Annotated in this window: 25 protein-coding genes; 1 reads left to right on the top strand and 24 read right to left on the bottom strand. The window is 49.1% G+C overall.

All coding sequences use genetic code 11. From position 1 onward, the window contains the following. Positions 1–47: 47 nt before the first annotated feature. From dprA to smc, 16 genes are all read right to left on the bottom strand, one after another. Positions 48–875 carry a DNA-processing protein DprA gene (gene dprA / locus KNQ18_RS04500; protein WP_214805163.1) on the bottom strand — a complete coding sequence of 276 codons (828 nt, stop codon included), beginning with the start codon at positions 873–875 and terminating at the stop codon, positions 48–50. Between the two features lie 83 nt (positions 876–958). Next, positions 959–1,876, bottom strand: a complete 918-nt coding sequence (sucD, locus tag KNQ18_RS04495) for a succinate--CoA ligase subunit alpha (protein WP_023468731.1) — start codon at positions 1,874–1,876, stop codon at positions 959–961. A gap of 13 nt (positions 1,877–1,889) precedes the next feature. Beyond that, positions 1,890–3,050, bottom strand: a complete 1,161-nt coding sequence (sucC, locus tag KNQ18_RS04490) for an ADP-forming succinate--CoA ligase subunit beta (protein WP_023468732.1) — start codon at positions 3,048–3,050, stop codon at positions 1,890–1,892. Positions 3,051–3,137: 87 nt separating this feature from the next. After that, positions 3,138–3,398: an EscU/YscU/HrcU family type III secretion system export apparatus switch protein gene (locus KNQ18_RS04485; protein ID WP_214723618.1), complete on the bottom strand. Its 261-nt coding sequence runs from the start codon at positions 3,396–3,398 to the stop codon at positions 3,138–3,140. Continuing rightward, positions 3,395–4,261, bottom strand: coding sequence for a flagellar hook-length control protein FliK (locus KNQ18_RS04480; protein ID WP_214805165.1), 867 nt, complete (start codon positions 4,259–4,261; stop codon positions 3,395–3,397). Before KNQ18_RS04480 ends, KNQ18_RS04485 begins: the two co-directional genes overlap by 4 nt. A gap of 12 nt (positions 4,262–4,273) precedes the next feature. After that, a complete protein-coding gene (locus KNQ18_RS04475; RefSeq protein ID WP_214805166.1) occupies positions 4,274–5,026 on the bottom strand; it encodes a ribonuclease HII in 753 nt (250 codons plus the stop codon). A 51-nt stretch (positions 5,027–5,077) separates the two neighbouring features. Next, positions 5,078–5,941 carry a ribosome biogenesis GTPase YlqF gene (gene ylqF, locus KNQ18_RS04470; protein WP_214723623.1) on the bottom strand — a complete coding sequence of 288 codons (864 nt, stop codon included), beginning with the start codon at positions 5,939–5,941 and terminating at the stop codon, positions 5,078–5,080. Positions 5,942–6,088: 147 nt separating this feature from the next. After that, positions 6,089–6,628, bottom strand: coding sequence for a signal peptidase I (gene lepB, locus KNQ18_RS04465; protein WP_034786034.1), 540 nt, complete (start codon positions 6,626–6,628; stop codon positions 6,089–6,091). A gap of 104 nt (positions 6,629–6,732) precedes the next feature. Beyond that, positions 6,733–7,086: a 50S ribosomal protein L19 gene (rplS, locus tag KNQ18_RS04460; RefSeq protein WP_023468738.1), complete on the bottom strand. Its 354-nt coding sequence runs from the start codon at positions 7,084–7,086 to the stop codon at positions 6,733–6,735. Between the two features lie 112 nt (positions 7,087–7,198). Further along, entirely contained in the window at positions 7,199–7,927 is a 729-nt protein-coding gene (gene trmD / locus KNQ18_RS04455; RefSeq protein ID WP_023468739.1) for a tRNA (guanosine(37)-N1)-methyltransferase TrmD, read from the bottom strand. Beyond that, positions 7,924–8,433, bottom strand: a complete 510-nt coding sequence (gene rimM / locus KNQ18_RS04450) for a ribosome maturation factor RimM (protein WP_023468740.1) — start codon at positions 8,431–8,433, stop codon at positions 7,924–7,926. The genes trmD and rimM overlap by 4 nt, the downstream gene beginning before the upstream one ends. 62 nt (positions 8,434–8,495) lie before the next feature. Then, the gene (gene rpsP / locus KNQ18_RS04445) at positions 8,496–8,771 is read right to left on the bottom strand and encodes a 30S ribosomal protein S16 (protein WP_023468741.1); all 276 of its coding nucleotides are present in this window, start codon (positions 8,769–8,771) and stop codon (positions 8,496–8,498) included. A 93-nt stretch (positions 8,772–8,864) separates the two neighbouring features. Then, positions 8,865–10,214, bottom strand: a complete 1,350-nt coding sequence (ffh, locus tag KNQ18_RS04440; RefSeq protein ID WP_023468742.1) for a signal recognition particle protein — start codon at positions 10,212–10,214, stop codon at positions 8,865–8,867. A 12-nt stretch (positions 10,215–10,226) separates the two neighbouring features. Beyond that, on the bottom strand, positions 10,227–10,547 hold the full coding sequence (locus tag KNQ18_RS04435) for a putative DNA-binding protein (protein ID WP_023468743.1): 321 nt from the start codon (positions 10,545–10,547) through the stop codon (positions 10,227–10,229). A gap of 99 nt (positions 10,548–10,646) precedes the next feature. Then, positions 10,647–11,651, bottom strand: a complete 1,005-nt coding sequence (ftsY, locus tag KNQ18_RS04430; RefSeq protein WP_023468744.1) for a signal recognition particle-docking protein FtsY — start codon at positions 11,649–11,651, stop codon at positions 10,647–10,649. Then, positions 11,648–15,211: a chromosome segregation protein SMC gene (gene smc, locus KNQ18_RS04425; protein WP_215083941.1), complete on the bottom strand. Its 3,564-nt coding sequence runs from the start codon at positions 15,209–15,211 to the stop codon at positions 11,648–11,650. The genes ftsY and smc overlap by 4 nt, the downstream gene beginning before the upstream one ends. A 126-nt stretch (positions 15,212–15,337) precedes the next feature. On the opposite strand from smc, the gene KNQ18_RS04420 reads away from it, so the two are divergent. Then, positions 15,338–15,538: a DUF1128 family protein gene (locus KNQ18_RS04420; RefSeq protein WP_023468746.1), complete on the top strand. Its 201-nt coding sequence runs from the start codon at positions 15,338–15,340 to the stop codon at positions 15,536–15,538. 70 nt (positions 15,539–15,608) lie between these two features. Here KNQ18_RS04420 and rnc read toward each other — a convergent pair whose 3' ends face one another. The 8 genes from rnc to sdaAA form a co-directional block, all read right to left on the bottom strand. Next, complete coding sequence (gene rnc, locus KNQ18_RS04415; RefSeq protein ID WP_023468747.1) at positions 15,609–16,379, bottom strand: ribonuclease III; 771 nt, start codon at positions 16,377–16,379, stop codon at positions 15,609–15,611. 56 nt (positions 16,380–16,435) lie between these two features. Beyond that, positions 16,436–16,675, bottom strand: a complete 240-nt coding sequence (gene acpP, locus KNQ18_RS04410) for an acyl carrier protein (RefSeq protein WP_029342095.1) — start codon at positions 16,673–16,675, stop codon at positions 16,436–16,438. Positions 16,676–16,745: 70 nt separating this feature from the next. Further along, the gene (gene fabG, locus KNQ18_RS04405; protein ID WP_035396763.1) at positions 16,746–17,477 is read right to left on the bottom strand and encodes a 3-oxoacyl-[acyl-carrier-protein] reductase; all 732 of its coding nucleotides are present in this window, start codon (positions 17,475–17,477) and stop codon (positions 16,746–16,748) included. Further along, positions 17,474–18,394, bottom strand: coding sequence for an ACP S-malonyltransferase (fabD, locus tag KNQ18_RS04400; RefSeq protein ID WP_035396761.1), 921 nt, complete (start codon positions 18,392–18,394; stop codon positions 17,474–17,476). Before fabD ends, fabG begins: the two co-directional genes overlap by 4 nt. 16 nt (positions 18,395–18,410) lie before the next feature. Next, positions 18,411–19,406 (bottom strand): phosphate acyltransferase PlsX, encoded by a 996-nt coding sequence (plsX, locus tag KNQ18_RS04395; RefSeq protein WP_050677493.1) that lies wholly within the window; start codon positions 19,404–19,406, stop codon positions 18,411–18,413. Then, positions 19,403–19,972, bottom strand: a complete 570-nt coding sequence (gene fapR, locus KNQ18_RS04390; protein WP_023468752.1) for a transcription factor FapR — start codon at positions 19,970–19,972, stop codon at positions 19,403–19,405. Before fapR ends, plsX begins: the two co-directional genes overlap by 4 nt. 85 nt (positions 19,973–20,057) lie before the next feature. Continuing rightward, positions 20,058–22,088 (bottom strand): ATP-dependent DNA helicase RecG, encoded by a 2,031-nt coding sequence (gene recG / locus KNQ18_RS04385; protein WP_214805168.1) that lies wholly within the window; start codon positions 22,086–22,088, stop codon positions 20,058–20,060. After that, positions 22,072–22,968, bottom strand: coding sequence for an L-serine ammonia-lyase, iron-sulfur-dependent, subunit alpha (sdaAA, locus tag KNQ18_RS04380; RefSeq protein WP_023468754.1), 897 nt, complete (start codon positions 22,966–22,968; stop codon positions 22,072–22,074). The genes recG and sdaAA overlap by 17 nt, the downstream gene beginning before the upstream one ends. Positions 22,969–22,971: the final 3 nt, after the last annotated feature.

The following is a 22,971-nucleotide window of genomic DNA, read 5'->3' as shown; positions in this document are numbered from 1 at the left end:
TGCAATCGCTCCCTATTAGAGGCGTACTCGTATTTTAATCTCACTTATCATAGTAGTCTCGATTCCCATTTGTCAACGTTCAGCCGAATACTTTTTGAAACTTCTTCCGGATCAAGGAGTGGAATCGCTCCTTCTGCGATCAATTGATTCGTTCCGGTAAAGAACGATTCCGTGGGACAACCCGGCAAACAATAGACATCTTTTCCTTGGTCAAGCGCATGACTGGCAGTATTCATCGTACCGCTTCGTTTCGCCGCTTCGACGATGATCAACGATGAAGATAATCCAGCAATGATCCGGTTCCGTTCTAGAAATTGAAATTTTTGAATAGGAGTTCCAGGTGGATATTCAGAGAGAAGAAGACCGTTCGAGAGGATGCGTTCAAAAAGAGAAGCATGGGAAGTAGGATATAGACGATCAAGTCCTCCTGCAAGAACCGCAATCGTTGTCTGCTGATGTTTTAAGGACAAGCGATGGACGAGGGCATCGATACCATAGGCACCTCCGGAAACGGTGGCGAGATCTGGATGAAAGAAGGGTTGCAAGAAACGCATGCGGGAAAGATGGTGCGGTGAGGGGGTTCGACTACCGATGATACTGACGCGTGGAAGTGTTAGGCGGGACGGATCACCGCGGTAAAAGAGGGCATAGACCGGTTGAGGGATCGTCAGTAACACAGTCGGAAACAGTGGATCTCCTTTGACTAGAATCGACTCTTCGATCCAATCAAGCTGTAATGCTTGTTCATACCGTTTTCGAAGACGCGTCGAAACGGGTAATTCATGACTTGGAACGATTCCAAATTGCTCAATCAATCGGACGATCGTGTAGGGTACCTGACACATGGCGAAGCGGATATACAGTTCACGTTTCATGAGATCAGCGCTCCTTATTTAAGCTTCTTATTTATATAGAAGAAAGCCGTCCTGATTTGATCAGGACAGCTCCTTTTTTTGATTTATTTGACTGTGCTGTTCGTCACGCACTCGTCATAGATCCCTGCTTCTTTGATGACACGGATTAACGTCTCACCAATGACAGCTGGTGTTTCTGCCACTTCGATTCCGTTTGCACGGAGTGTCTTGATTTTTTCAGCAGCTGTTCCTTTACCGCCAGAGATGATCGCACCTGCGTGACCCATCCGTTTGCCGGCAGGAGCTGTTTGACCACCGATGAAACCAATGACTGGTTTCGTCATGTTCGCTTTGACCCACTCAGCCGCTTCTTCTTCAGCTGTTCCACCGATTTCCCCTAACATGATAACGGCTTTTGTTTCTGGATCTTCGTTGAATGCTTTGAGCGTATCGATGAAGTCCGTTCCGTTGACCGGGTCGCCCCCGATACCAACAGCTGTCGATTGACCGATACCAGCAGTCGTCAATTGATGGACAGCTTCATATGTCAAAGTCCCAGAACGTGAGACGATACCGACATGACCTGGTGTATGGATATATCCTGGCATGATACCAAGTTTCGCGACACCTGGAGTGATGACGCCCGGGCAGTTCGGTCCGATGAGACGAACTGGTTTGCCTTCGAGGTAACGTTTTACTTTGACCATATCAAGAACTGGAATACCTTCCGTGATACAGATGATCAGCGCGATGTTCGCATCTGCTGCTTCCATGATTGCATCCGCTGCGAATGCTGGTGGTACGTAGATGATCGATGCGTTCGCACCCGTTTTTTCGACCGCTTGTGCGACCGTATCAAAGACAGGAACACCACCGAGTACTTCCGTACCGCCTTTTCCTGGTGTGACACCGCCTACGAGGTTTGTGCCGTAGTCGATCATCTGTTCACCGTGGAACATCCCTTGGTTACCAGTAATCCCTTGAATAATGACTTTCGTCGATTCGTTCACCCAAATACTCATCTTTAGCTCCCCCTTACTTCACGAGCGCAGCGATTTTTTCTGCGCCGTCTGCCATTGATGTAGCTGCTGTAATCGCTAGACCTGAATCTTTGAGAATTTGTTTCCCTGCATCAACGTTCGTCCCTTCAAGACGAACGACGAGTGGCAATTCGAGACCGACTTCTTTTGTCGCCGCAACGATACCTTCTGCGATGACGTCACATTTCATGATTCCACCGAAGATGTTGACGAAAATCCCTTTGACGTTCTCATCCGACAAGATCAGTTTAAAGGCTTCTGTTACTTTTTCCTTCGTCGCACCACCACCGACATCGAGGAAGTTCGCAGGATCACCACTGAAGTGTTTGATGATATCCATCGTTGCCATGGCAAGACCAGCACCATTGACGAGGCAACCGATGTTTCCATCGAGCGCGATATAGTTCAAATCACTCTTTGATGCTTCGACTTCGCGTGGATCTTCTTCTGTTTCATCACGTAACGCCACGATGTCCGCATGACGATACAATGCATTTGAGTCGAAGTTCAACTTCGCATCCAGTGCGAGGACTTCGCCATCCTTCGTCGTAACAAGTGGGTTGATTTCTGCGATCGAACAATCCTTGTCGACGAAGAAGTTATAGAGTTTCGTGACCATACCGACGAACTTGTTGACGAGCTTCACAGGAACACCCATTGCAAACGCAAGTTTACGCGCTTGGAATCCTTGAAGACCAACTGCAGGATCGACGACTTCTTTGATGATTTTTTCTGGTGTCGCTTCCGCCACCTCTTCGATGTCCATACCACCTTCACTTGATCCCATGATGACGACACGTCCTGTCACACGATCAAGTACGATTCCAAGATAGTATTCTTTGTCAATCGCACACCCTTCTTCGACGAGAAGACGTTGAACGACTTTTCCTTCTGGACCTGTTTGGTGCGTGACGAGCGTTTTGCCGAGTAACTCCGTCGCATATTCCTTCACTTCTTCTTGCGATTTCGCAAGCTTGACGCCACCTGCTTTACCGCGTCCCCCCGCGTGAATTTGAGCTTTGACGACTTTGATCGGGCCTGACAATTGTTCTGATGCATCGACCGCCTCTTCGACGGTGAAGGCTGCGATTCCGTTTGGTACGGGTACACCGTACGAACGAAGTAATTCTTTTGCCTGATACTCATGTACATTCATGAAAAAATCCCCCTTAACCCCTTTAGTTTCGGCTCTTTCATTGTAGTTAAAATTGGAAGCGCTGTCTATCGTTATCGACCGAAAGCTTTATTTTTTCAGAAGTTCATCTTGATCGAGACGATATAAAAAGGCGAATAACTCAGCGATGACACCGTATAATTCTTCCGGAATCTGTTCTGATACTTGAACAGCATCTAGTAACGTCATCAATGTTTCGTCCTGCCGGATCGGAATATCATGTTTTAATGCCTCTTCTAAAATCCGTTCTGCGATGTGTTCCGATCCCTTAGCAACGACTTTTGGGGCATGCATCTGTTCTTCGTATGATAGAGCTATTGCTTTTTTCATATATGAAGATCCACCCTTCCGTTACGCGTTGAGATATCATGCGGTACGCGCTCTTTCGTCTGTTCGACCCAATCGAATCGCGTCAATGCATAGCCTTGTTCCTCAAGACGAGTCTGAATTTGCGGTGTGTAGGCTTGCATGAACGTATTGACGTGCGCATTTGGATGAAAGACGGAAATCGAAACATTCCGGTCTGCGATCAAGACGTCGACAGCGACCTCACCGAGCGTCGGTAATTGAAGATATAGGACGACGCGGGCATGATTTGGATCAAACGTCCGTTCGAACGGTGCTTCCATCATGAGATCAACATCTTCGAATGGTCCAAATTGAGGTAATTGAAATAAATAGACTCCTTTCCCTGCTTCGTTCGTTGCTTGGACGAGTTGTTGCGCTAAAATCTGATCACTCGTCTTTCGATCAAGCGTTCGACCTGTCTCGTCACCCTTTGCCAGTTGAACGAGTTCGGTAAGGGCGTGTTTTAACTGCTTCGCTTCTCCTTCCGTCACCGGTTGACCAATTTGCCTTAGGAGTTCCCGTGTTTCCGCAGTCGGTACCGTCTGGCGTTGTAAAAAGGAGTCGAGTAACTGGGGGAGAGCCGACTTTTGCGGAACAGACTCGGTCGAGATGATTTTTAAAACCGGTTGTCCCTCTGCTGAAACGACTTGAAAGCGATACATGTTCCCTTCTTTTAATTCAGCCGTCGTCCCTGCCGTCAAGACGCGTTGACCGACTTGGAGTTCCATTAATCCGTCCGGCAACAGCTTCAATACTTTACCGACGATGTTTGCTCCTTCCCGTAACGATAGGTTCGCATGATCGATGATTTTAAATGGAAGTAAGGCACGATGTTCGATTTGCATGCTCGATTCCTCCTAAAGACGTTCTTTGACAGGACGGAATGTTTTCCGGTGAATCGGTGTGACGCCCAGTGTATCGAGCGCTTGTAAATGTATCGGTGTTCCGTAACCTGCGTGTGTTTCAAATCCATATCCCGGATACTCGATTGCGTATTGTTCCATCATCGCATCTCGTGTCTCTTTCGCAACGACACTTGCAGCAGCAATGGAGACACTTCGCGCATCTCCTTTGATAAGAGAGAGTTGTGGTGTATCGTCGTCGAGTGTCATCGCATCGACAAGTAAGGCATCCGGTCGTAATTGGTGTACTGCGTCTTGCATCGCCCGTTTCGACGCCTGATAGATATTGATTTCGTCGATTTCAGCCGGTTCGATGATGCCGATCGCAATCTCAGCAACTTCTTGCAGATGCTTAAGTGCCGCTTGCCGCTGTACTTTACTCATCTGTTTTGAATCCGTTAGTCCTGGATGATAGAATCCGTCTGGTAAGATGACCGCTACTGCGACGACCGGACCAGCTAGTGGACCTCGCCCGACTTCGTCCACTCCTGCAATTCGAACGTATCCTTGCTGACGATACTCGTCTTCAAATGCGAGTCGTTCCTTGAAATCGATCCGTTGCTGCTCTTCGTGCGCAAATCGTCGTTCTGTCTGACGAAACAGTGTATGCACCCCTTTTCGCGTATCTGACGCCAGTTCCTGCTTTAACTGAATAAATTCTTCTAATGTTGCTTTTTGCAATCGTTCTTTTAATTCTGCTATCTTCATACATCCTGCTCCTTTGAAAAAAACTTGGACATCAAAAGATGTCCAAGTCCGTTATGCATGCGTTTCCCACTCTTCAACCGTTTCAAGCGTCACTCGACCTAGCTTTTCCGTTCGTAGTTCATGCAGGAGCATTTCGCTCGTCCGCTCGAAATCGACATAGCCACCTGAGACGAAACCACGTTTTTTACCGATTGCTTCGAGTACATCAACCGCTTCTCCCGATACTTCGTCGAGACGATAGCGCTCACGCAATTGCTCCGGATACCTTGTCTTTAGCTCACGAAGGGCAAATAGCGCGATATCGTCGATGTTTAAGATATCATCCTTGATCGCTCCTGTCGCTGCTAACCGATACCCGACGACTTGATCGTCGAACTTCGGCCAGAGGATACCTGGTGTATCGAGTAATTCCATCTCACCTGTCTTCATTTTGATCCATTGCTGGCGTTTCGTCACACCCGGACGGTCACCGGTGATTGCGATGTTCCGACCAGCGAGACGATTGATGAGCGTCGATTTCCCAACGTTTGGAATACCGATGATCAAGGCACGGATTGCACTCGGATTCCGACCTTTTTCTCGCATCCGTGCATGCTTTTCTTTCATTAAACGTAACGCACCTTCATGGATTTGATTCAATCCTTTGTTATGCTTCGCGTCAACCGCGACGACATCGACACCATCTGCTCGTAATGCGTTCATCCATTGTTCTGTCAATCGTTTATCCGCCATGTCTGCCTTATTGAGGACGATCAGTCGCGGCTTACCTGCCGTAATCTGTTCGACCATCGGGTTACGGCTCGACATCGGAAGACGTGCATCGACGAGTTCGATCACCACATCGATCAACTTTAATTTTTCTGTAACTTCCCGACGTGCTTTGGCCATGTGACCGGGGAACCATTGAATCGTCATATCCTTCACCTCGTTCATATATTCCTGGACTTCTTGCTGATCATACGATACATGAAAAAACATCCACTCCCTAGTATACGCAACTTAAGACAAGAAAAGAAGATGAGCTGCTTACTTTTAACGGCAAGCGTCTCATCTTCTTTCGTTTTAATCGACAGAGCGTACATCATTGAATGGATAGAAGACGAAGTTCGTCGTTCCGACGATTTGTTCTTCATCCACGAAACCGATATCACGACTATCTTTTGAATTTTGACGATTGTCTCCCATGACGAATACTTTCCCTTTTGGAACAGTCGTCTCTCCTGTTCGCTCTTCAAGCGTGAAGTCTTCCGTCAATGGCACACCACTCATCTGGGCTTTGTATTCTTTCAGATACGGTTCGGCGACCTTCTTATCGTTGACATACAACGTATCGTCTTTGTAATACATCGTATCTCCCGGAACAGCGATGACCCGTTTGATGTAGTCTCGCGTTTCCGTTGCATGGAAGACGACGATATCGCCTCTTTCTGGTTCATTAAAATAGTACGGGACCTTATTGACGATCATTCGATCCGCATTGTGTAAGGTTGGCATCATCGATTCCCCATCAACGATGACGGGTACGAACAGAAACGTTCGAATGATGAACGCGATGACGAGCGCTACGACGAGCGCCTTTACCCAACTGAATAACTCCTTCACGAATTCCACTCCCTTGATTAACGCAATTTCTTCCTAAGGACTAGTATACGCATAAACTGCAAAAAAAAGAAGCTTGTCCGGAGACAAGCCACTTTTTCACATGATTAACGACGAATTTCTTTAATACGCGCCGCTTTACCACGAAGGTTACGGAGGTAGTAAAGTTTCGCACGACGGACTTTACCGTAACGAACGACTTCGATTTGTGCAACACGTGGTGAGTGGAGCGGGAAAGCACGCTCAACGCCAACTCCGTAAGAAATTTTACGGACTGTGAATGTTTCACTGATGCCGCCACCGTGACGTTTGATGACTACGCCTTCGAAGAGCTGAATACGCTCACGCGTACCCTCGACGACTTTAACGTGTACACGGACTGTATCCCCAGGACGGAACGCAGGGACGTCTGACTTGATTTGTTCTTGTGTAAGTTCACGGAACAATTGTTGTGTGTTCATGAATGATTTCTCCTTTTTTCACCAATGTTCTTATCTTCATATGCTTCAAGCATCCGACAGCGGAACATCGTTAATGGGTGGCTTTTGCCACATGTTTTAACTTATCATAGATTCAGTCGTTTGACAATCCTGAAATCGAGTCTAAATAACGTTGATCTTCATCCGTTAACGATGCATCCACGAGAAGATCAGGGCGCCGCTCATATGTCCGCTTCAGCGACTGTTCCCGTCGCCATTTTTCAATCCGGGCATGGTTGCCTGATAACAAGACATCGGGTACTCGGTACCCTTTATATTCTGCCGGGCGTGTATAGTGCGGGTATTCGAGAAGTCCCGTCGAGAAGGAATCATCTTCGTGACTCGCAGACGCACCGAGGACGTCCGGTAAGAGGCGAACGACGGCGTCGATCATCGTCATCGCAGCGAGTTCTCCTCCCGTCAAGACGAAGTCTCCGAGCGAGACCTCATCCGTCACCAACTGATCATGGATTCGCTGATCAAACCCTTCATAGTGACCACATAAGAAGACGAGTTCTTCTTCGTTTGCCCACTCTTCCGCCATTCGTTGCGAAAACCGTTTACCGGTCGGTGTCATGACGATGATTCGTCGTTTTCGTTCCGGTAGACTTGCCATCGCATCGAAGACGGGTTGAGGTGTCAACAGCATGCCGGCTCCTCCGCCATACGGATAATCATCGACCTTACCATGTCGATTCGTTGAAAAGTCTCGAAAATTGATGGTTTCGAGTATGACGTGTTGATCGTCTTGCGCTCGCTTGACGATCGAATGATCAAGCGCTGAAAACATCTCTGGAAACAGCGTCAATACACGGATGTTCATTCCTCGATCAGTCCCGGAAGCGGCGTGATCTGAATACGTTTCTGTTCGACGTCGACGGAAGCGACGACTTGCTCGATATACGGGATCAGGACATCTTTTTTTCCGTCACGTTTGATCGTCCAGACGTCATTTGCGCCCGTTTCGAGAATGTCGGATACGACTCCGATTTTCGTCTCACCGTCATAAACCGTACAACCGATGATCTCATGATAGTAAAATTCATGCTCGTCTAAGTCCTGTAAGTCTTCTGCGTGGACATAGAGTTTCAATCCTTTGTACTTCTCGACGTCATTGATATGATGCATGCCTTTGAACGTCACCATGATGAATTGTTTATGCTTTCGGTAGCCACTGATCGTTACCGGTGTATACGTGCCTTCAGAGCCGAGAAAGACTTCTTTTCCGACCTTAAAGCGTTCTTCCGGGAAATCCGTGCTTGCGAGTAACTTCAATTCCCCTTTTAGACCGTGCGTGTTGGCGATTTTCGCAATTTCCAACCATTCCATTCGTTTCACTTCCTTTCTTGAATTAAAAAAAGGAGGTAAGCTTTCGCTCACCTCCTAACGTCTTACTTCGCGAGTTTCGCGTTGTGGAATTTCTCCATGATACCAGCTTGTGAGAAGAGGTTACGAACTGTGTCCGAAGGTTTAGCACCTTCAGAGAGCCATTTAAGAGCTAGCTCTTCGTTGATTTTAACTTCTGCTTCTGGTTTAGCAACTGGATTGTAGTATCCGATTTGCTCGATGAAACGACCATCACGTGGTGCACGTGAGTCTGCTACTACCACACGGTAGAAAGGTGATTTTTTTGCGCCCATGCGCTTAAGACGAATTTTAACTGCCATTCGTAAGTCCCTCCAAATAATAAATGATTTTTTCGTTTAGTCAAATTGACAACTTCATTAGTATACAACGTTACAGCAAAAGAGAAAAGACTTTTAAAAGAATGGAAGGCCAAAGCCTTTCTTTTTCCCTTTGCCCATCTGTCCGGAAAATTGTTTCATCATTTTCCGCATGTCTTCGAACTGTTTAATGAGGCGGTTGACTTCTTGGATACTGCGTCCGCTACCGCGGGCAATCCGCTTCCGACGGCTCGCATTCAAGATTTCAGGTTCAGTCCGCTCTCGTTTTGTCATCGATTGGATGATCGCTTCGACATACACGAGTTGCTTCTCATCGATTTGGGCGTTTTTCAACCCCTTCATCTTCCCTTTACCTGCCCCAGGGATCATTCCCAACAATTCGTCGAGTGGACCCATCTGTTTCACTTGCTGCAACTGCTCGATGAAATCATCGAATGTAAACGATGCATCGCGCATTTTGCTTTCTAACTCTTTGGCACGCGTAGCGTCCATTTGTGACTCTGCTTTTTCAATCAGTGTCAGCATGTCTCCCATGCCTAGAATCCGAGACGCCATCCGCTCGGGATAGAATGGTTCGATGGCATCGAGCTTCTCTCCAAGACCGACGAACTTAATCGGTGCTCCGGTGACTGCCTTGATGGAGAGTGCTGCACCACCTCGCGTATCTCCGTCGAGCTTCGTCAGAACGACTCCCGTTACGCCAAGCTTCTCGTTGAAGCTCTCTGCGACGTTGACGGCATCCTGACCCGTCATCGAATCGACGACAAGGAAGATTTCATGCGGTTTGGCGATCTCCTTGACATCAACGAGTTCCTGCATCAGTTCCTCATCGACGTGTAAGCGACCTGCCGTATCGATCAACACGATATCGTGATGATGCTCTTTTGCATAATCGAGTGCACCGGTAACGATTTCTTGTGGACTAACCTGATCTCCCATCGAGAAGACCGGTAACTCCAATTGTTTACCAAGTGTCTCTAATTGTTTGATTGCTGCCGGACGATAAATATCCGCCGCAACAAGCAAAGGACTACGATTATGTTTTTTACGTAAATGATTGGCAAGTTTACCCGTTGTCGTTGTTTTACCTGCCCCTTGCAGACCCGTCATCATGATGACGGTCGGAGGACGGTTCGCAAGCGTCAACGGTGACACTTCTGCACCCATCAGATTCGTCAATTCGTCATGGACGATTTTGACGACTTGTTGCCCTGGCGTCAATGACGTCATGACATCCTGACCGACGGCGCGTTCCTTTACATCATTTACGAATTGTTTGACGACCTTGAAGTTGACGTCGGCTTCGAGTAGCGCTAAGCGAACTTCGCGCATCATCTCTTTGACGTCTGCTTCAGAAATCTTACCTTTACCTCGCATTTTAGCGAGACTGGCTTGAAGCCGTTCCGATAATCCTTCGAATGCCATTAAGAATGCCTCCTACTCTAATTGCTCCAATGTCTCAATGATCACTAGGGCTTCACCCGGAAGGTCGCATTGCTTCAGCTGATCGAGTAACTGCTTTCGCCGTTCGTGTTTCTTGAACAGCGATAGTCGTTCTTCATACTGCTCGAGCATGGCTTCCGTGCGTTTTATGTTGTCGTAGACTGCTTGTCGGCTGACTTCAAACTCATCGGCGATCTCACCTAAGGAAAAGTCATCTAAGTAATAGAGTGACATGTAATTCCGTTGTTTTGGCGTCAAAAGCTCCTGATAAAAGTCAATCAGATAATTCATCCGGTTCGTTTTATCAAGTGTCATTCGAGCACCTCCGCAATGTTAAGTGAAATTCCTTTACAGATAGTATAGTACAGCCCTCACAGTGTGTTGTCAAGTTTTTTTCTTTACATGAAACGTCGCTTATTCCGCGCTTTCTTCCGTGTCGACGTTTTCTTTTTCTTCAAAGACATCGCCGAACAGTCCATATACGAATTGTTCTGCGTCAAATGGTTGTAAATCATCGATTTTTTCACCGAGACCCACGAACTTCACCGGTAGATTCAGCTCGTTCTTGATCGCAAGAACAATCCCACCTTTTGCTGTGCCGTCAAGTTTCGTTAAAACGATTCCGCTAACGTTCGTCGCTTGTTTGAAGGCTTTTGCCTGCACCATCGCGTTTTGTCCTGTTGTTGCGTCAAGTGCTAGTAACACTTCATGGGGTGCGCCTGGAATCTCACGTTCAATGACGCGTTTGACCTTTTCGAGCTCGTTCATCAAATTGACCTTGTTTTGTAGGCGTCCCGCCGTATCACAAATCAGGACGTCGACCTTACGTGCTTTCGCTGCTTGGACGGCGTCATAAACGACAGCAGCCGGATCGGAGCCTTCGCCTTGACGAATGACCGGTACACCGGAGCGTTCGCCCCAGACTTGCAGTTGATCGATCGCACCAGCCCGGAACGTATCTCCCGCTGCTAACATGACGCTCTTACCTTCTTGTTTTAATCGGTTCGCAAGTTTCCCGATCGTTGTCGTCTTACCGACCCCGTTGACACCAACGAAGAGGATGACATTCAGCTCATGATCAAGATCAAGGGCTGTCTCTTCTTCTTCGACTAACATGTTCGCGACGACTTCAACGAGGACATCCCGGACTTGTTTTGGATCCTTGACGTTACGTCGTTTGACTTCTGTCTTTAATTCTTCGACCAAATCCATCGTTGTCGTCACACCGACGTCTGCTTGGATCAACACTTCTTCTAACTCTTCGAAAAAGTCTTCATCGACTTCACGGAAGCGGTAGACGAGATCATTGACGGCACTCGCTAATCCGTCGCGTGTCTTCGTCAAGCCTTCCGTAAATTTAGTCGTGACTTCTTGTGTCGAAGTCGTCAAGCGGTCTTTCAGTTTTTTAAAGAAACTCATCGTTTAATCTCCTTTGGTTCTTCACTTAATGTACGTCGTGCCTCTTCTAGTTTAACGGATAACACTTCAGATATCCCGTTTTGCTGCATCGTGACGCCGTAAAGGACATCTGCCGCCTCCATCGTTCCTTTCCGATGGGTGATGATGACGAACTGTGTCTCGCGTGCTAGCTGATGGACGAACTCGCCGAATCGCGCGACGTTCGCTTCGTCAAGCGCCGCCTCGACCTCATCGAGGACACAGAACGGGACAGGACGTGTCTTTAGAATCGCAAATAATAAGGCGATTGCTGTCAAGGCACGCTCTCCACCGGACAAGAGCGACAAATTCTGCAGCTTCTTACCAGGCGGTTTGGCAACGATATCAATTCCACTCGTCAACAGATCACTCGGGTCAACGAGGACTAGATCGGCTTCACCGCCCCCGAATAACTCGCGGAATGTTTCCCGGAAGTGTTCTCGGACAGCATCATACGTTTGACGGAACAATCGAATGACTTCTCGGTCCATCTCTTCGATGACGCCATAGAGATCCGTTTTAGCAGCGACGAGATCATCCCGTTGCGCGGATAGGAACGTAAACCGTTCATCGACCTCTGCGAATTCCTCAATCGCACCGATGTTGACGATGCCGATTTCTTCGAGTTGGCGTTTGAGCAGATGAATTTCCTCTTTTGCCTCTTCATACGATAGATCAAGTGGTGCAATCAGTTCGAGCAGTAATCCCATCTCTTCCAGCATTTCTTGTCTTGTCTCAAGACGCGTGCTCGTTTTCCCTTGCGAGAGTCGTAGCTGCTCGAGTGCCTGTTTCGTCGTTTGTTGATCGTCCTTCGTCTTCGCTTCGCGGATCCGGATCAAGCGCAGGGATTCTGCTTGTACTTGAATCCGTTGCCCGATCGCGACGAGTTCGGTCTCGACCCGTTGTTGTTCCTGTTCCTGTTCGCGCTGTTCCGCGTGCAAGGCATCGATCTTCGCTTCGTCGAATCCTTCAAGGACATGACGCAAGTCACGGCGTTTATGACCACGTTCAAGCTTCGCGTGACTGACCTGTTCCGTCAGGCGTTCGATCTCTTGCGAAAGCTGCGCTTGTTTCATTTGAATCGTTCGCTCTTCGAGAACTGCTTCTGCTTGTTCCTTCTTCAGTTCGTCCATCGTGACGGCACCACGGGCTTGCGCATCCTTGAGACGATCTAAGGCTTGTCTGAGCTCTGTTTGACGCTCCGTCCATTTTGCGATCTCGACTTCCGACGTCTCGATGATCTGACGTGCTTCCTGTTCTTGTTCGAGTACACGTGCCATCTGCCGATCTTCAACCGACAATTCAGACGTCATGACAGCGAGATGACGGTTCGCATCTGCTAACGTATCGCGCGATTGTTCGAGTTGCCCTTGTAATGCTTGAATCGTTTCTGTCCGTGTCCGAGCCGTAGCATCAAGAGTCTGGATCGCCGCTCTCAGATCTTCCAAGCGGCGCATCTGCTCCCGAATGACCGCTTGTCCGCGCGTCAGTCCCTCTTTTAACTCGTCAAGTTCGCGCGATTGACTGAACAGTGGTGTACCTTTTTTCCGACTTCCGCCGGTCATCGTACCGCCGACGTTGACGACATCTCCTTCGAGCGTGACGAGACGATAGCGATGTCCTGTCGAACGGGCGATTTGGTTCGCCTGTTCAAGTGACTCGACGACGAGTGTCGTACCGAGCAAGTTCATCTTTAATTTCGTCAACGTCTCGTCTGTCGTCACGAGATCACTTGCGATCCCGACGAACCCAGACATTCCACCGACTTGTTCTCGTACTGAACGATTGACTTCGCGTGCTTGGAGTGAGGCGAGCGGCATGAACGTCGCTCGACCGGCATTTAACCGCCGAAGCTCCTGGATCAGACGACGTCCTGTCGCATCGATATCAACGACGATGTTTTGCATTGCCCCACCAAGCGCTGTCTCGATTGCCGCTTCAAACCGCGCCGGAACCGAAATCAACTCCGCGACCGCTCCGTGAATACCTGGGTGCTGATCTCGTTGTTTTAAAATCGTCTTCACGGCACCGAAATAACCGCTATAGTCGGCTTTGACGGATTCAAGGAATTCAATCCGGTCTTCCGTCTTATGCCGACGTCGCTCTAAATCCGCAACGGACTGTTCGACTTGTCGTAACGCATGTTGTTGTTCATTTCGTGCTGCAAGTGCCGTCGTCTCCTCTTCCGTTGCTTGGTCCAACTTCGTCCGGATCGAAGCGACATCCGCCTCTAGTCGAGCGACGTCTTCCTCGAGTTGACGACGCGTCGATTGTTTCGTACCGCTGTCCGCCGTAAATGAACGTTGTTGTTCTTCTGCCTGCATGAGATCTTGCTTCGCCCGATTATAGGCATTATTCGTCGCAGCTAATCGACTCGCCACTTCAAAGGCTTCCGAACGTAATACTTCGGCTTCCTTATCGAAATCACGATCGGTTTGTGTCAGCGCTTGATCGGCTCGTTCCCGTTCAGCTGTGATCCGCTTTGCTTCCTGATCGACTTCTGCTTGGCGTTCCTGTAAAGCGGTCAGTTCGAGTTCCAGTTCCTTGACGCGTTCTTCGACGACGGCAACCTCTTGTTCGAGTCGCTCTTTCGTCTCGGTCCCGTGTTTTTCACGCTCTTTCGCTAGGTTAAGGGCACCTTGGATCTCAACAAGTCGCGTCGAGACATGTCGAAGTTGCTCCTGCAACGCGTGTTCTTGTTGTCGTTCTTCTTCGAGCGTCGATTCTTGATTTTCTCGGGACAAGACGGTCTCTTCGTAAGTCGTCTTTTGAGACACAAGGCGTTCTTCACATTGTGCGATGTCACGCGCCAATGTTTCGAGCTCCGTCTGATACGTCGTGATTTCATGCGCCAAGATACCACGCTCGAGGACATCATGCCGTTCTCGAGCGACGAGATACTCTTTCGCGAGCGCCGCTTGTTCACGTAACGGCTCGATTCGTCCGCCAAGTTCATATAAAATATCATCGACACGCGATAGATTCGCTTCCGTATCACTTAATTTCCGCTCGGCTTGCTTCTTGCGATGACGATACTTCAAGACGCCTGCTGCTTCTTCAATGACAGCACGGCGTTCTTCCGGTTTACCGGAGATGACTTGTTCAACTCGCCCTTGTCCGATGATTGCAAAAGCATCACGCGACAAGCCTGTGTCCATGAACAGATCAAGGACATCCTTCAGGCGACATGGTTTTTTATTTAAAAAATAATCGCTGTCTCCGTTGCGGCTGACACGCCGCGTGACACTGATTTCCTGATACGGCAACGCAACCGTTCCCGACTCGTTGTCTAAGACGAGCGTCACCTCGGCAAATTGTTTCCGGTGTTCAGACAGACTGCCGGCAAAAATGACGTCTTCCATCTTCGCCCCGCGCAGTGACTTCGCAGATTGTTCTCCGAGCACCCAACGAACAGCGTCCGATATATTTGATTTCCCACTTCCGTTCGGTCCGACGACTGCCGTGACACCCGGAAGGAATTCTAATTCAGTTCGACTGGCAAATGATTTGAAGCCATTGATTTCAATTCGTTTTAAGTACATCTTGATCACCCGTATGTTTAAATTTCTTTTGAATTTCTTTCAGTTTACCATAGCCGAAACGCTAGCAACATGATAGGTTTTAAGGTAGTATCACGCGAAACAAGAAGAAGAGGAGCGAATAACACGATGACGATTGAACAAATGATTGAAGCAATCTTAGATAAATTGAACATCATCAACAAAGGGGTCATTAAAGCAGAACAGTTCGACGGCTCAAAAAACGAGGACTTAAAAGAGATTTATGAGTTCGTCATGATGCGCGACTCGTTATCACTGGCAGAGGTCGATGCGATCGTCGACGAACTGAAATCCCTCAAAACTGTCTAATCAAGCGAACTTCACACGATAAAGGCCGATCATCTCTCACGCATTCGAGAGATGGTCGGCCTTTTGTTGCTTAAAACTGTTTCTTTAATTCAAGTAAGGCTTGTTTTGCCGCTTGTTGTTCTGCCTCTTTTTTCGATCGGCCTGTCCCGATCCCTTCCAGCTCATCCGCGACTTGGACACGCGAGATGAATTCCCGACTATGCGCCGGACCGCGCTCCTCGATGATTTCATACTCGATGACACCTAAGCCGACACGTTGAATCGCTTCCTGTAATTGACTCTTGAAATCTGTCTGTTCTTCAAAAAAGCCTGTCGCCACTTTCGGAAAAACCGCTTCGGCGAGGAATCGTTCGGCTGCTTCGATGCCTTGGTCAAGATACAAGGCGCCAATGAAGGATTCGAAGACATCCGCAAGTAAGGCTGGACGATTCCGACCACCGGTCAGTTCTTCCCCCTTACCTAACAGAATCATATCGGAAAACTGATAGTGATTCGCAAATTGGACGAGTGACGGTTCACAGACGATTGCCGCTCGCAATTTCGTTAATTCCCCCTCGGAACGTTCCGGGTAGTGTTCGAATAGATAGCGTGACACCGTCAACTCTAAGACCGCGTCCCCTAAAAATTCTAGGCGTTCGTTATCCCCTTCAGACTCGCGTTGTTCATTGACGAACGAAGAATGCGTGAAGGCTTGTTTTAATAGCTCGACATTAGAAAACGTGATATTCAGGCGCTCTTGTAACGCTTCGAATTTCTGCTCGATTTGAGCGAGCGTCCGAGCATCCTTGCGTCGTTTTACATAGGGTCCTTTTCGGACACGACGTCCTTTTTGATTCGTCATAGTTCCTCCTAAACAGCTAAAGCCCACCGCAAATTGCGGTGGGTCAGCTTCAATGATCAGACTTGTGTTTCGATGTAGTTGACGACATCGCCGACAGTCTTCAAGTTTTCTGCTTGCTCATCTTCGATCGTGATTTCGAACTTGTCTTCTAAGTCCATGACGAGTTCCATGACTTCGAGAGAGTCAGCACCGAGGTCGTCTTTGAACGATTTATCAAGTGTGATTTCACTTTGTTCTTTTCCTAATTTTTCTGCGATTGCTTCTTGTACGTCTACTAAGATTTGTTCTTTTGTCATTTTAAAATCCCTCCATGAGTTGAGTATATAAGATGATTGCCGATTTGGCAAAGTACTACCGTTAGTTATGTTACATCGTCATGCCGCCATCGACGGCAAGAGTTTGTCCTGTGATGTATCGTGCTTCATCTGAAGCGATGAAACTGACGAGTGAAGCGATATCGTCGGTTTGACCGAAGCGTTTCAACGGAATTTGCCCAAGTGACAGGTTCCGCTGTTCTTCCGTCAATTCGTCCGTCATGTCCGTTTCGATGAAGCCTGGACAGATGGCATTGACTGTGACGCCTTTACTAGCGAGTTCACGTGCGACAGATTTCGTCAGCCCGATCAGACCCGCTTTCGCTGCGACATAGTTCGCTTGCCCTGGATTTCCGGAAATACCGACGACTGATGCGATGTTGATGATACGACCGCTTGTTTTTAACAACGGACGTGTCGCGGCTTGCGTGACGAGAAACGCCCCTTTCAGGTTCGTATCGATGACAGCATCGAAATCTGCTTCCTTCATGCGCATCAGCAAACCATCACGCGTGATGCCGGCATTATTGACGACACAATCCAGTTGACCGAATGTGTCGATCGTCTGTTTGATCATCTGTTTGACAGCATCTGCTTCAGCGACATTCGCTTGAATCGCGAGTGCCTCTCCGCCAGCTTCCTTGATTTCACGGACGACAGCTTCCGCCTTGTCCGTGCTTCCTGCATAGTTGACGACGACACGGAAACCATCTGTTGCCAATCGCTTCGCGATGGCAGCTCCGATGCCGCGTGACGCGCCAGTAACGAGTGCTACTTTACTCAACGAATTCCCTCCGCTTCCAATTGCTCAAGTGTCGTGATGCTGATGATCTTTGCATCTTTTTTGATTCGTTTCACGAGACCGCTCAACGGAGATGATGGACCGAACTCGATGAATGTATCCGCACCTTCTTCGATCAGACGCTCGACGCATGATTCGAATCGAACCGGTGAATAGAGCTGCTGAACGAGCAAACGAATCAATTCGTCTGGTTGATCATGAAACGCACTGTCGACGTTCGAGATGAATTTCGTCTTCGCCGCTTCAAACGGTGACGAGACGAGAATGTCTTCGAATCGTGGTGCGAATGGTGTCATGAGTGACGAATGGAACGCACCTGAGACATCAAGCGGTAAGACACGTTTTGCTCCGAGCTCTTTTAACTTCGCTGTAGCGGATTCGACCGCTGCGATTTGTCCGGAGATGACGAATTGCCCGGGACAGTTGTAGTTGGCGATTTGAACGATTTCTCCCGTCGCCGCAATCGATTCGACCGCGTGATGGGCTGCCTCGACATCATTCATGCCGATGACCGCCGCCATCGTTCCACCCGTGACTTGATTCATGAGTTTTCCGCGTTCGCGGACGAGATAGACGGCTTCAGACGGTGTGATGACAGAAGCTGCGACGAGCGCGCTATATTCTCCAACACTGTGTCCGAGTACGAAATCAGGTGTATGTCCTTGTGCTGCGTACTGCTGTGCGAGTAATGCACTGTGTGCGACGATGGCTGGTTGAGCGATGTCCGTCGCTTTCAATTCATCCTTCGTCCCTGTCGTCATCAGCGTCGTCAGATCCAGACCAATTCGCGTTCCGAGGTCAGCGAGTGCTTGGCGTGTCTCGTCTTGCGTGATGAGCGTCTGTCCCATTCCAGGCGTCTGTGACCCTTGTCCCGGAAACATCCAAACTGTTTTCCCCATCTCGTCTCACTCCTTCTTAACGTGCTTCTGTTGCCTTCGCTTGAACGATTTTGGCAACGACTTCTTGTTCGACCATCTTTTCTGCTTGAACGAGCGCTCGGCTGAATGCGTAGGCATTACTTGAACCATGCGCCTTAATGACCGGAGCCGCTATGCCGAATAGTCCGGCACCGCCATATTCTTCATAAGCGAGCAACTGCTTCATTTTTTTCAACTTCGGTTTTAGTACGAGAGCGGCGAGCTTTGATGTCCAAGAGCTCATGAATTGTTCTTTCATGACACCCATGATCATACTGGCAGCCCCTTCTGTACTCTTAAGTAACGTATTGCCGGCAAAACCTTCCGTGACGATGACATCGACGTCACCGCTCATCGCTTCTCTCGCCTCGACGTTCCCAACGAAATGAATCGGTGCTGTCTCAAGTAGCGGATACGTTTCCTTCGTCAGTGCATTCCCTTTACCGGCTTCTGATCCGATATTCAGGAGTCCGACTTTTGGACGTGTGATGCCGCGAACTTGTTCTGCGTAGACAGACCCCATGATGGCATAATCGAGCAAATGCTCTGCCTTCGCATCCGGGTTGGCGCCAACATCTAAGATGACGACACCTTTCCCATTACGTGTCGGGAAAGTCGGGGCCAGTGCAGGACGGTCAACTCCTTCGATTCGACCGATGACGAACAATCCGGCAGTCATGAGCGCTCCCGTGTTGCCTGCTGAAATCAAGGCATCTGCCTCTCCTGATTTCACCAGGTTTGCAGCCACAACGAGTGAGCTATCTTTCTTGCGGCGAATCGCACGTACCGGTTCATCTTCTCCGGTGATGACGGATGCCGCGTGGACGATCGTCACGCGCGGATCCTCGATTGTGTATGAGCGTAATTTCAACTCATCTCCGACTAGTCGGATATCGATGTTTTCGTTTGGACGTTCTGCCAAATAGGCAACGACCCCTTCTACGATGGCACGGGGTGCGTGGTCGCCCCCCATAGCGTCAACTGCTAAAATCATTTCGATTCCTCCTTACTACTTCGATACACCGTGAACTCACCGATGAAGACACATTCTTCACCGACATAACTCTCCACCGTGATGTCAGAACGACCATCTTGACGATGGGAACTGACGAATGCCTTCGCAACGACGCGTTCTCCGACGTGAACGGAGCGTGTGAACTGAACGTTCGCACGTGTCGTCAACGCGAGTTCATCGTCGATGAGCGCAATCGCAAGCGAGTTTGCCTGCGCGAACAAAATATGTCCGCGGGCGATCGCATTCCGACTAAACGCATGTTCCGGCAAAATCTCAAGGATCGAGATCGCAGATGTATCGAGTTTCAGGTCAATCATATCACCAATGACTTCATTTTCAGTCAACGTACGCACATCATCCAGCCGTTCGGTCGCGACGTGTTTAATTCGCTCCCGTAATTCCGGAATCTTTAATTCCATCCGGTCGAGACGAATCGTCTGGATACTGACACGGAATCGTGTCGCCAGCGCTTCATCCGTGATGAACGGATTTTGCTCGATCGTCTGTAATAATTCTTGTTGTCTCTCTTTTTTAGGTACCCGCATGTATGTTCCTCCCACAAGAAGGATGACCACTATTATTACCTGGTACTAACAGTAGTATATATCCCTTGTTGTTCACTTTCAAGTATTATTCGATTCTTTCTCCTTCAAGTAGCCCTTGTCTTTCGATATAGTCACGCAAGACATCGTATTCCGGCGCTTGCCAAAAGGCGTCCGATCGCAGTAAGCGGACTGCATCTTGTCGCGCAGTTTCCATGACTTGTATATCGAGCGCAGGATCAGTCAAGACGAAGCGCGGTAATCCACTTTGTTCGGTACCGAAGAAATTTCCGGCTCCGCGCAGTTTTAAATCCTTTTCCGCTAGCTTGAAGCCATCGTTCGTCTCCGTCATCGTCTTGATCCGTTCTTTTCCCGTATCGGAAGAGGGATCGGCGATTAGAATACAGTAAGACTGGGCATCGCCTCGACCGACGCGCCCTCTTAATTGGTGTAACTGCGCAAGACCAAAGCGTTCTGCATCATGAATGACGATGATCGACGCGTTCGGAACGTTCACGCCGACCTCGACGACCGTCGTTGAAACAAGGATTTGAACAGTATTCTCCTTAAACGCCTGCATGACCTCGTCTTTTTCTGAAGAAGTCAAGCGCCCATGCATCAAACCGACATGATAGGGCTTGAACCGCTCGGTCAATGTCGCATGTAATTCGATCGCATTTTGAACTTCGAGTGATTCGGATTCCTCGATCAATGGCGTGATGACGTAGGCTTGTCGACCTTGCGACAATTCTTTCTCGACGAACCCGAAAACGCGTTCCATCTGTTGCGGTTTCGCCCAGTAGGTCTCGATTTCCTTTCGTCCCGCCGGCATCTCATCGATGATCGAAACATCCATATCTCCAAAGACCGATATCGCAAGCGTACGCGGAATCGGTGTCGCTGTCATATATAATACATCTGCCTGTTCAGCTTTCGCGCGCAACCGCTTCCGTTGTTCGACACCGAAGCGATGTTGTTCATCGGTGATGACGAGGTGTAATGCCTTGAACTGGACGGTGTCTTGAATCAGCGCATGTGTTCCGACCAAGACGTCGATCTCTCCTGTTGCGAGGGCTTCGAGCAAGTGTGCACGCGCTTTCCCTTTAACGGAACTCGTCAGTAAACCGACCCGAATCCCAAGTGGTTCAAGCAATGGGGCGAGCGACGCTGCATGCTGTTCCGCTAAAATTTCGGTCGGCACCATCAAGGCGCCTTGTTTTCCGGCACGAACCGTCGCGAACAAGGCGATGGCAGCGATGACGGTCTTCCCGCTTCCGACATCCCCTTGCAGCAACCGATTCATTCGTTCGCCGCGACCGATGTCGTCTAGGATCTCTTTTGTCACACGTTGCTGGGCACCTGTCAGCGGAAACGGCAGGCTCTTGATGAAATTGGCAATATCCGTTTCATGTAAAGGCAAGGCAATCCCTTGACCTTTCCGTCGTCCAAGACGTAACGCCTGTAATTTCAGTTGGAAATAGAGGCACTCCTCGTAGACATAACTGCGACGAGCAGCCGTTAACTCTTGTCGATTCGTTGGGAAATGAAGCGACTTTAACATCGTCATCCGGTCTTGTAACCGGTATGTCTTCCGGATACTATCCGGGATCCGTTCAGCTAATGCCTCAGTCTCCTTGAACGCCAAGTCGACGACGCGTCGGAACGTCTTCATCCGCATGTCACCCCGTAGCGAGTAGATCGGTGTCAATTCGCCTTCGATTGCTCCAAATTGCAATTCCGTCGCAGAGATCGTCATCCGGTGTAAGTCCCACTTGCCACTGACCGTCACTTCTGCCCCAAGTTGCAATTGGTCTTTGTAGAATGCCCGGTTGAACATCGTTACGGTCACACTATACCGTTCTTCGACGAGCAAACGGAACGTCAAACGGTTCTTTCCTTTTCCGTAATAGCGCACAAGTGGTTCAGATTGGACTTGACCCGTGAACTTGACTTTATCCTCATGGATTGCTTCCGTTAGACTTCCCGTCACGAAGTCGTCATAACGAAACGGGACGTGCTCGAGCACGTCCGCAACGGTGAGAATATTCATCTCTTCTAGTTTTTTCGCCAAATCCCGTCCGACACCTTTTAATGTCTTGACGTCACGTGATGGATTCATTCGATAACTCTCCGAAGATTTTTGCTTCGAGCCAGCGACCAGTCGGCGTATTCGCGAGTCCACCTTTTGCTGTCTCGCGAAGCGCAGACGGCATCATCTGACCAATCTCATGCATGGCTGAGATGACTTCATCACACGGAATCCGTGACGTGATTCCAGCGAGTGCCATGTCGGCAGCGACAACAGCATTCGCCCCACCCATCGCATTGCGTTTCACGCATGGCACTTCGACGAGTCCTGCAACAGGATCACAGACGAGTCCAAGCATGTTCTTCAGCGCGATCGCAAAAGCATGCGCTGACTGATCCGGTGTTCCGCCCGCCATCTCAACGATGGCAGCTGCTGCCATCGCTGTTGCCGAACCGACTTCTGCTTGACAGCCACCAGCCGCTCCGGAAATCGATGCATTGTTCGCGACGACGAAACCAAACGCACCGGATGTGAACAAGAAGCGTAACATCTGCTCACGCGTTGGGTTTAACCGATCTTTGACAGCAAATAGTGTACCTGGTACGACGCCGGCACTCCCTGCCGTTGGTGTCGCACAAATTTTTCCCATCGCAGCATTGACTTCATTCGTTCCGATTGCCTTACTAACGGCGTCCAGTAATAAATCACCGGATAATCCTTTACCTGAAGCACGGTACCGTTGAAGCAAGACAGCATCCCCACCGGTCAGTCCTGTCACCGACTGGACACCGTCACCATCAAGTGAACGAGCGACTGCTTCTTCCATCACTTGCAGGTTTCGTTCCATCATCGCATAGACTTCATCTCGCTCTAAATGACGAACCGTCATCTCTTGCTCGATCATGACTTCCGAAATCGGAATATTTCGTTCCGTCGCGATGGCGACGAGTTCTTTTACGGATTTAAACATGTC

Source organism: Exiguobacterium sp. s78 (assembly GCF_018618985.1).
In the GTDB taxonomy this organism is placed as follows: domain Bacteria; phylum Bacillota; class Bacilli; order Exiguobacteriales; family Exiguobacteriaceae; genus Exiguobacterium_A; species Exiguobacterium_A abrahamii.
The sequence above is the reverse complement of the archived record's forward strand: the minus strand, read 5'-3'. Positions and strand labels throughout refer to the sequence as shown.

Coding starts and splice junctions, on each gene's coding strand:
- fabD (WP_035396761.1), bottom strand. CDS start 18,394: ATGGGGAAAACAGTTTGGATGTTTCCGGGACAAGGGTCACAGACGCCT.
- rimM (WP_023468740.1), bottom strand. CDS start 8,433: ATGGAATGGTTGGAAATTGCGAAAATCGCCAACACGCACGGTCTAAAA.
- ylqF (WP_214723623.1), bottom strand. CDS start 5,941: ATGACGATTCAATGGTTCCCCGGTCACATGGCCAAAGCACGTCGGGAA.
- rplS (WP_023468738.1), bottom strand. CDS start 7,086: ATGAACACACAACAATTGTTCCGTGAACTTACACAAGAACAAATCAAG.
- KNQ18_RS04475 (WP_214805166.1), bottom strand. CDS start 5,026: ATGAAGATAGCAGAATTAAAAGAACGATTGCAAAAAGCAACATTAGAA.
- KNQ18_RS04485 (WP_214723618.1), bottom strand. CDS start 3,398: ATGAAAAAAGCAATAGCTCTATCATACGAAGAACAGATGCATGCCCCA.
- plsX (WP_050677493.1), bottom strand. CDS start 19,406: ATGATTTTAGCAGTTGACGCTATGGGGGGCGACCACGCACCCCGTGCC.
- ffh (WP_023468742.1), bottom strand. CDS start 10,214: ATGGCATTCGAAGGATTATCGGAACGGCTTCAAGCCAGTCTCGCTAAA.
- trmD (WP_023468739.1), bottom strand. CDS start 7,927: ATGAACATCCGTGTATTGACGCTGTTTCCAGAGATGTTTTCAGCGCTT.
- recG (WP_214805168.1), bottom strand. CDS start 22,088: ATGAATCCATCACGTGACGTCAAGACATTAAAAGGTGTCGGACGGGAT.
- ftsY (WP_023468744.1), bottom strand. CDS start 11,651: ATGAGTTTCTTTAAAAAACTGAAAGACCGCTTGACGACTTCGACACAA.
- rpsP (WP_023468741.1), bottom strand. CDS start 8,771: ATGGCAGTTAAAATTCGTCTTAAGCGCATGGGCGCAAAAAAATCACCT.
- sucC (WP_023468732.1), bottom strand. CDS start 3,050: ATGAATGTACATGAGTATCAGGCAAAAGAATTACTTCGTTCGTACGGT.
- KNQ18_RS04435 (WP_023468743.1), bottom strand. CDS start 10,547: ATGACACTTGATAAAACGAACCGGATGAATTATCTGATTGACTTTTAT.
- KNQ18_RS04420 (WP_023468746.1), top strand. CDS start 15,338: ATGACGATTGAACAAATGATTGAAGCAATCTTAGATAAATTGAACATC.
- sdaAA (WP_023468754.1), bottom strand. CDS start 22,968: ATGTTTAAATCCGTAAAAGAACTCGTCGCCATCGCGACGGAACGAAAT.
- rnc (WP_023468747.1), bottom strand. CDS start 16,379: ATGACGAATCAAAAAGGACGTCGTGTCCGAAAAGGACCCTATGTAAAA.
- KNQ18_RS04480 (WP_214805165.1), bottom strand. CDS start 4,261: ATGCAAATCGAACATCGTGCCTTACTTCCATTTAAAATCATCGATCAT.
- sucD (WP_023468731.1), bottom strand. CDS start 1,876: ATGAGTATTTGGGTGAACGAATCGACGAAAGTCATTATTCAAGGGATT.
- acpP (WP_029342095.1), bottom strand. CDS start 16,675: ATGACAAAAGAACAAATCTTAGTAGACGTACAAGAAGCAATCGCAGAA.
- fapR (WP_023468752.1), bottom strand. CDS start 19,972: ATGCGGGTACCTAAAAAAGAGAGACAACAAGAATTATTACAGACGATC.
- dprA (WP_214805163.1), bottom strand. CDS start 875: ATGAAACGTGAACTGTATATCCGCTTCGCCATGTGTCAGGTACCCTAC.
- smc (WP_215083941.1), bottom strand. CDS start 15,211: ATGTACTTAAAACGAATTGAAATCAATGGCTTCAAATCATTTGCCAGT.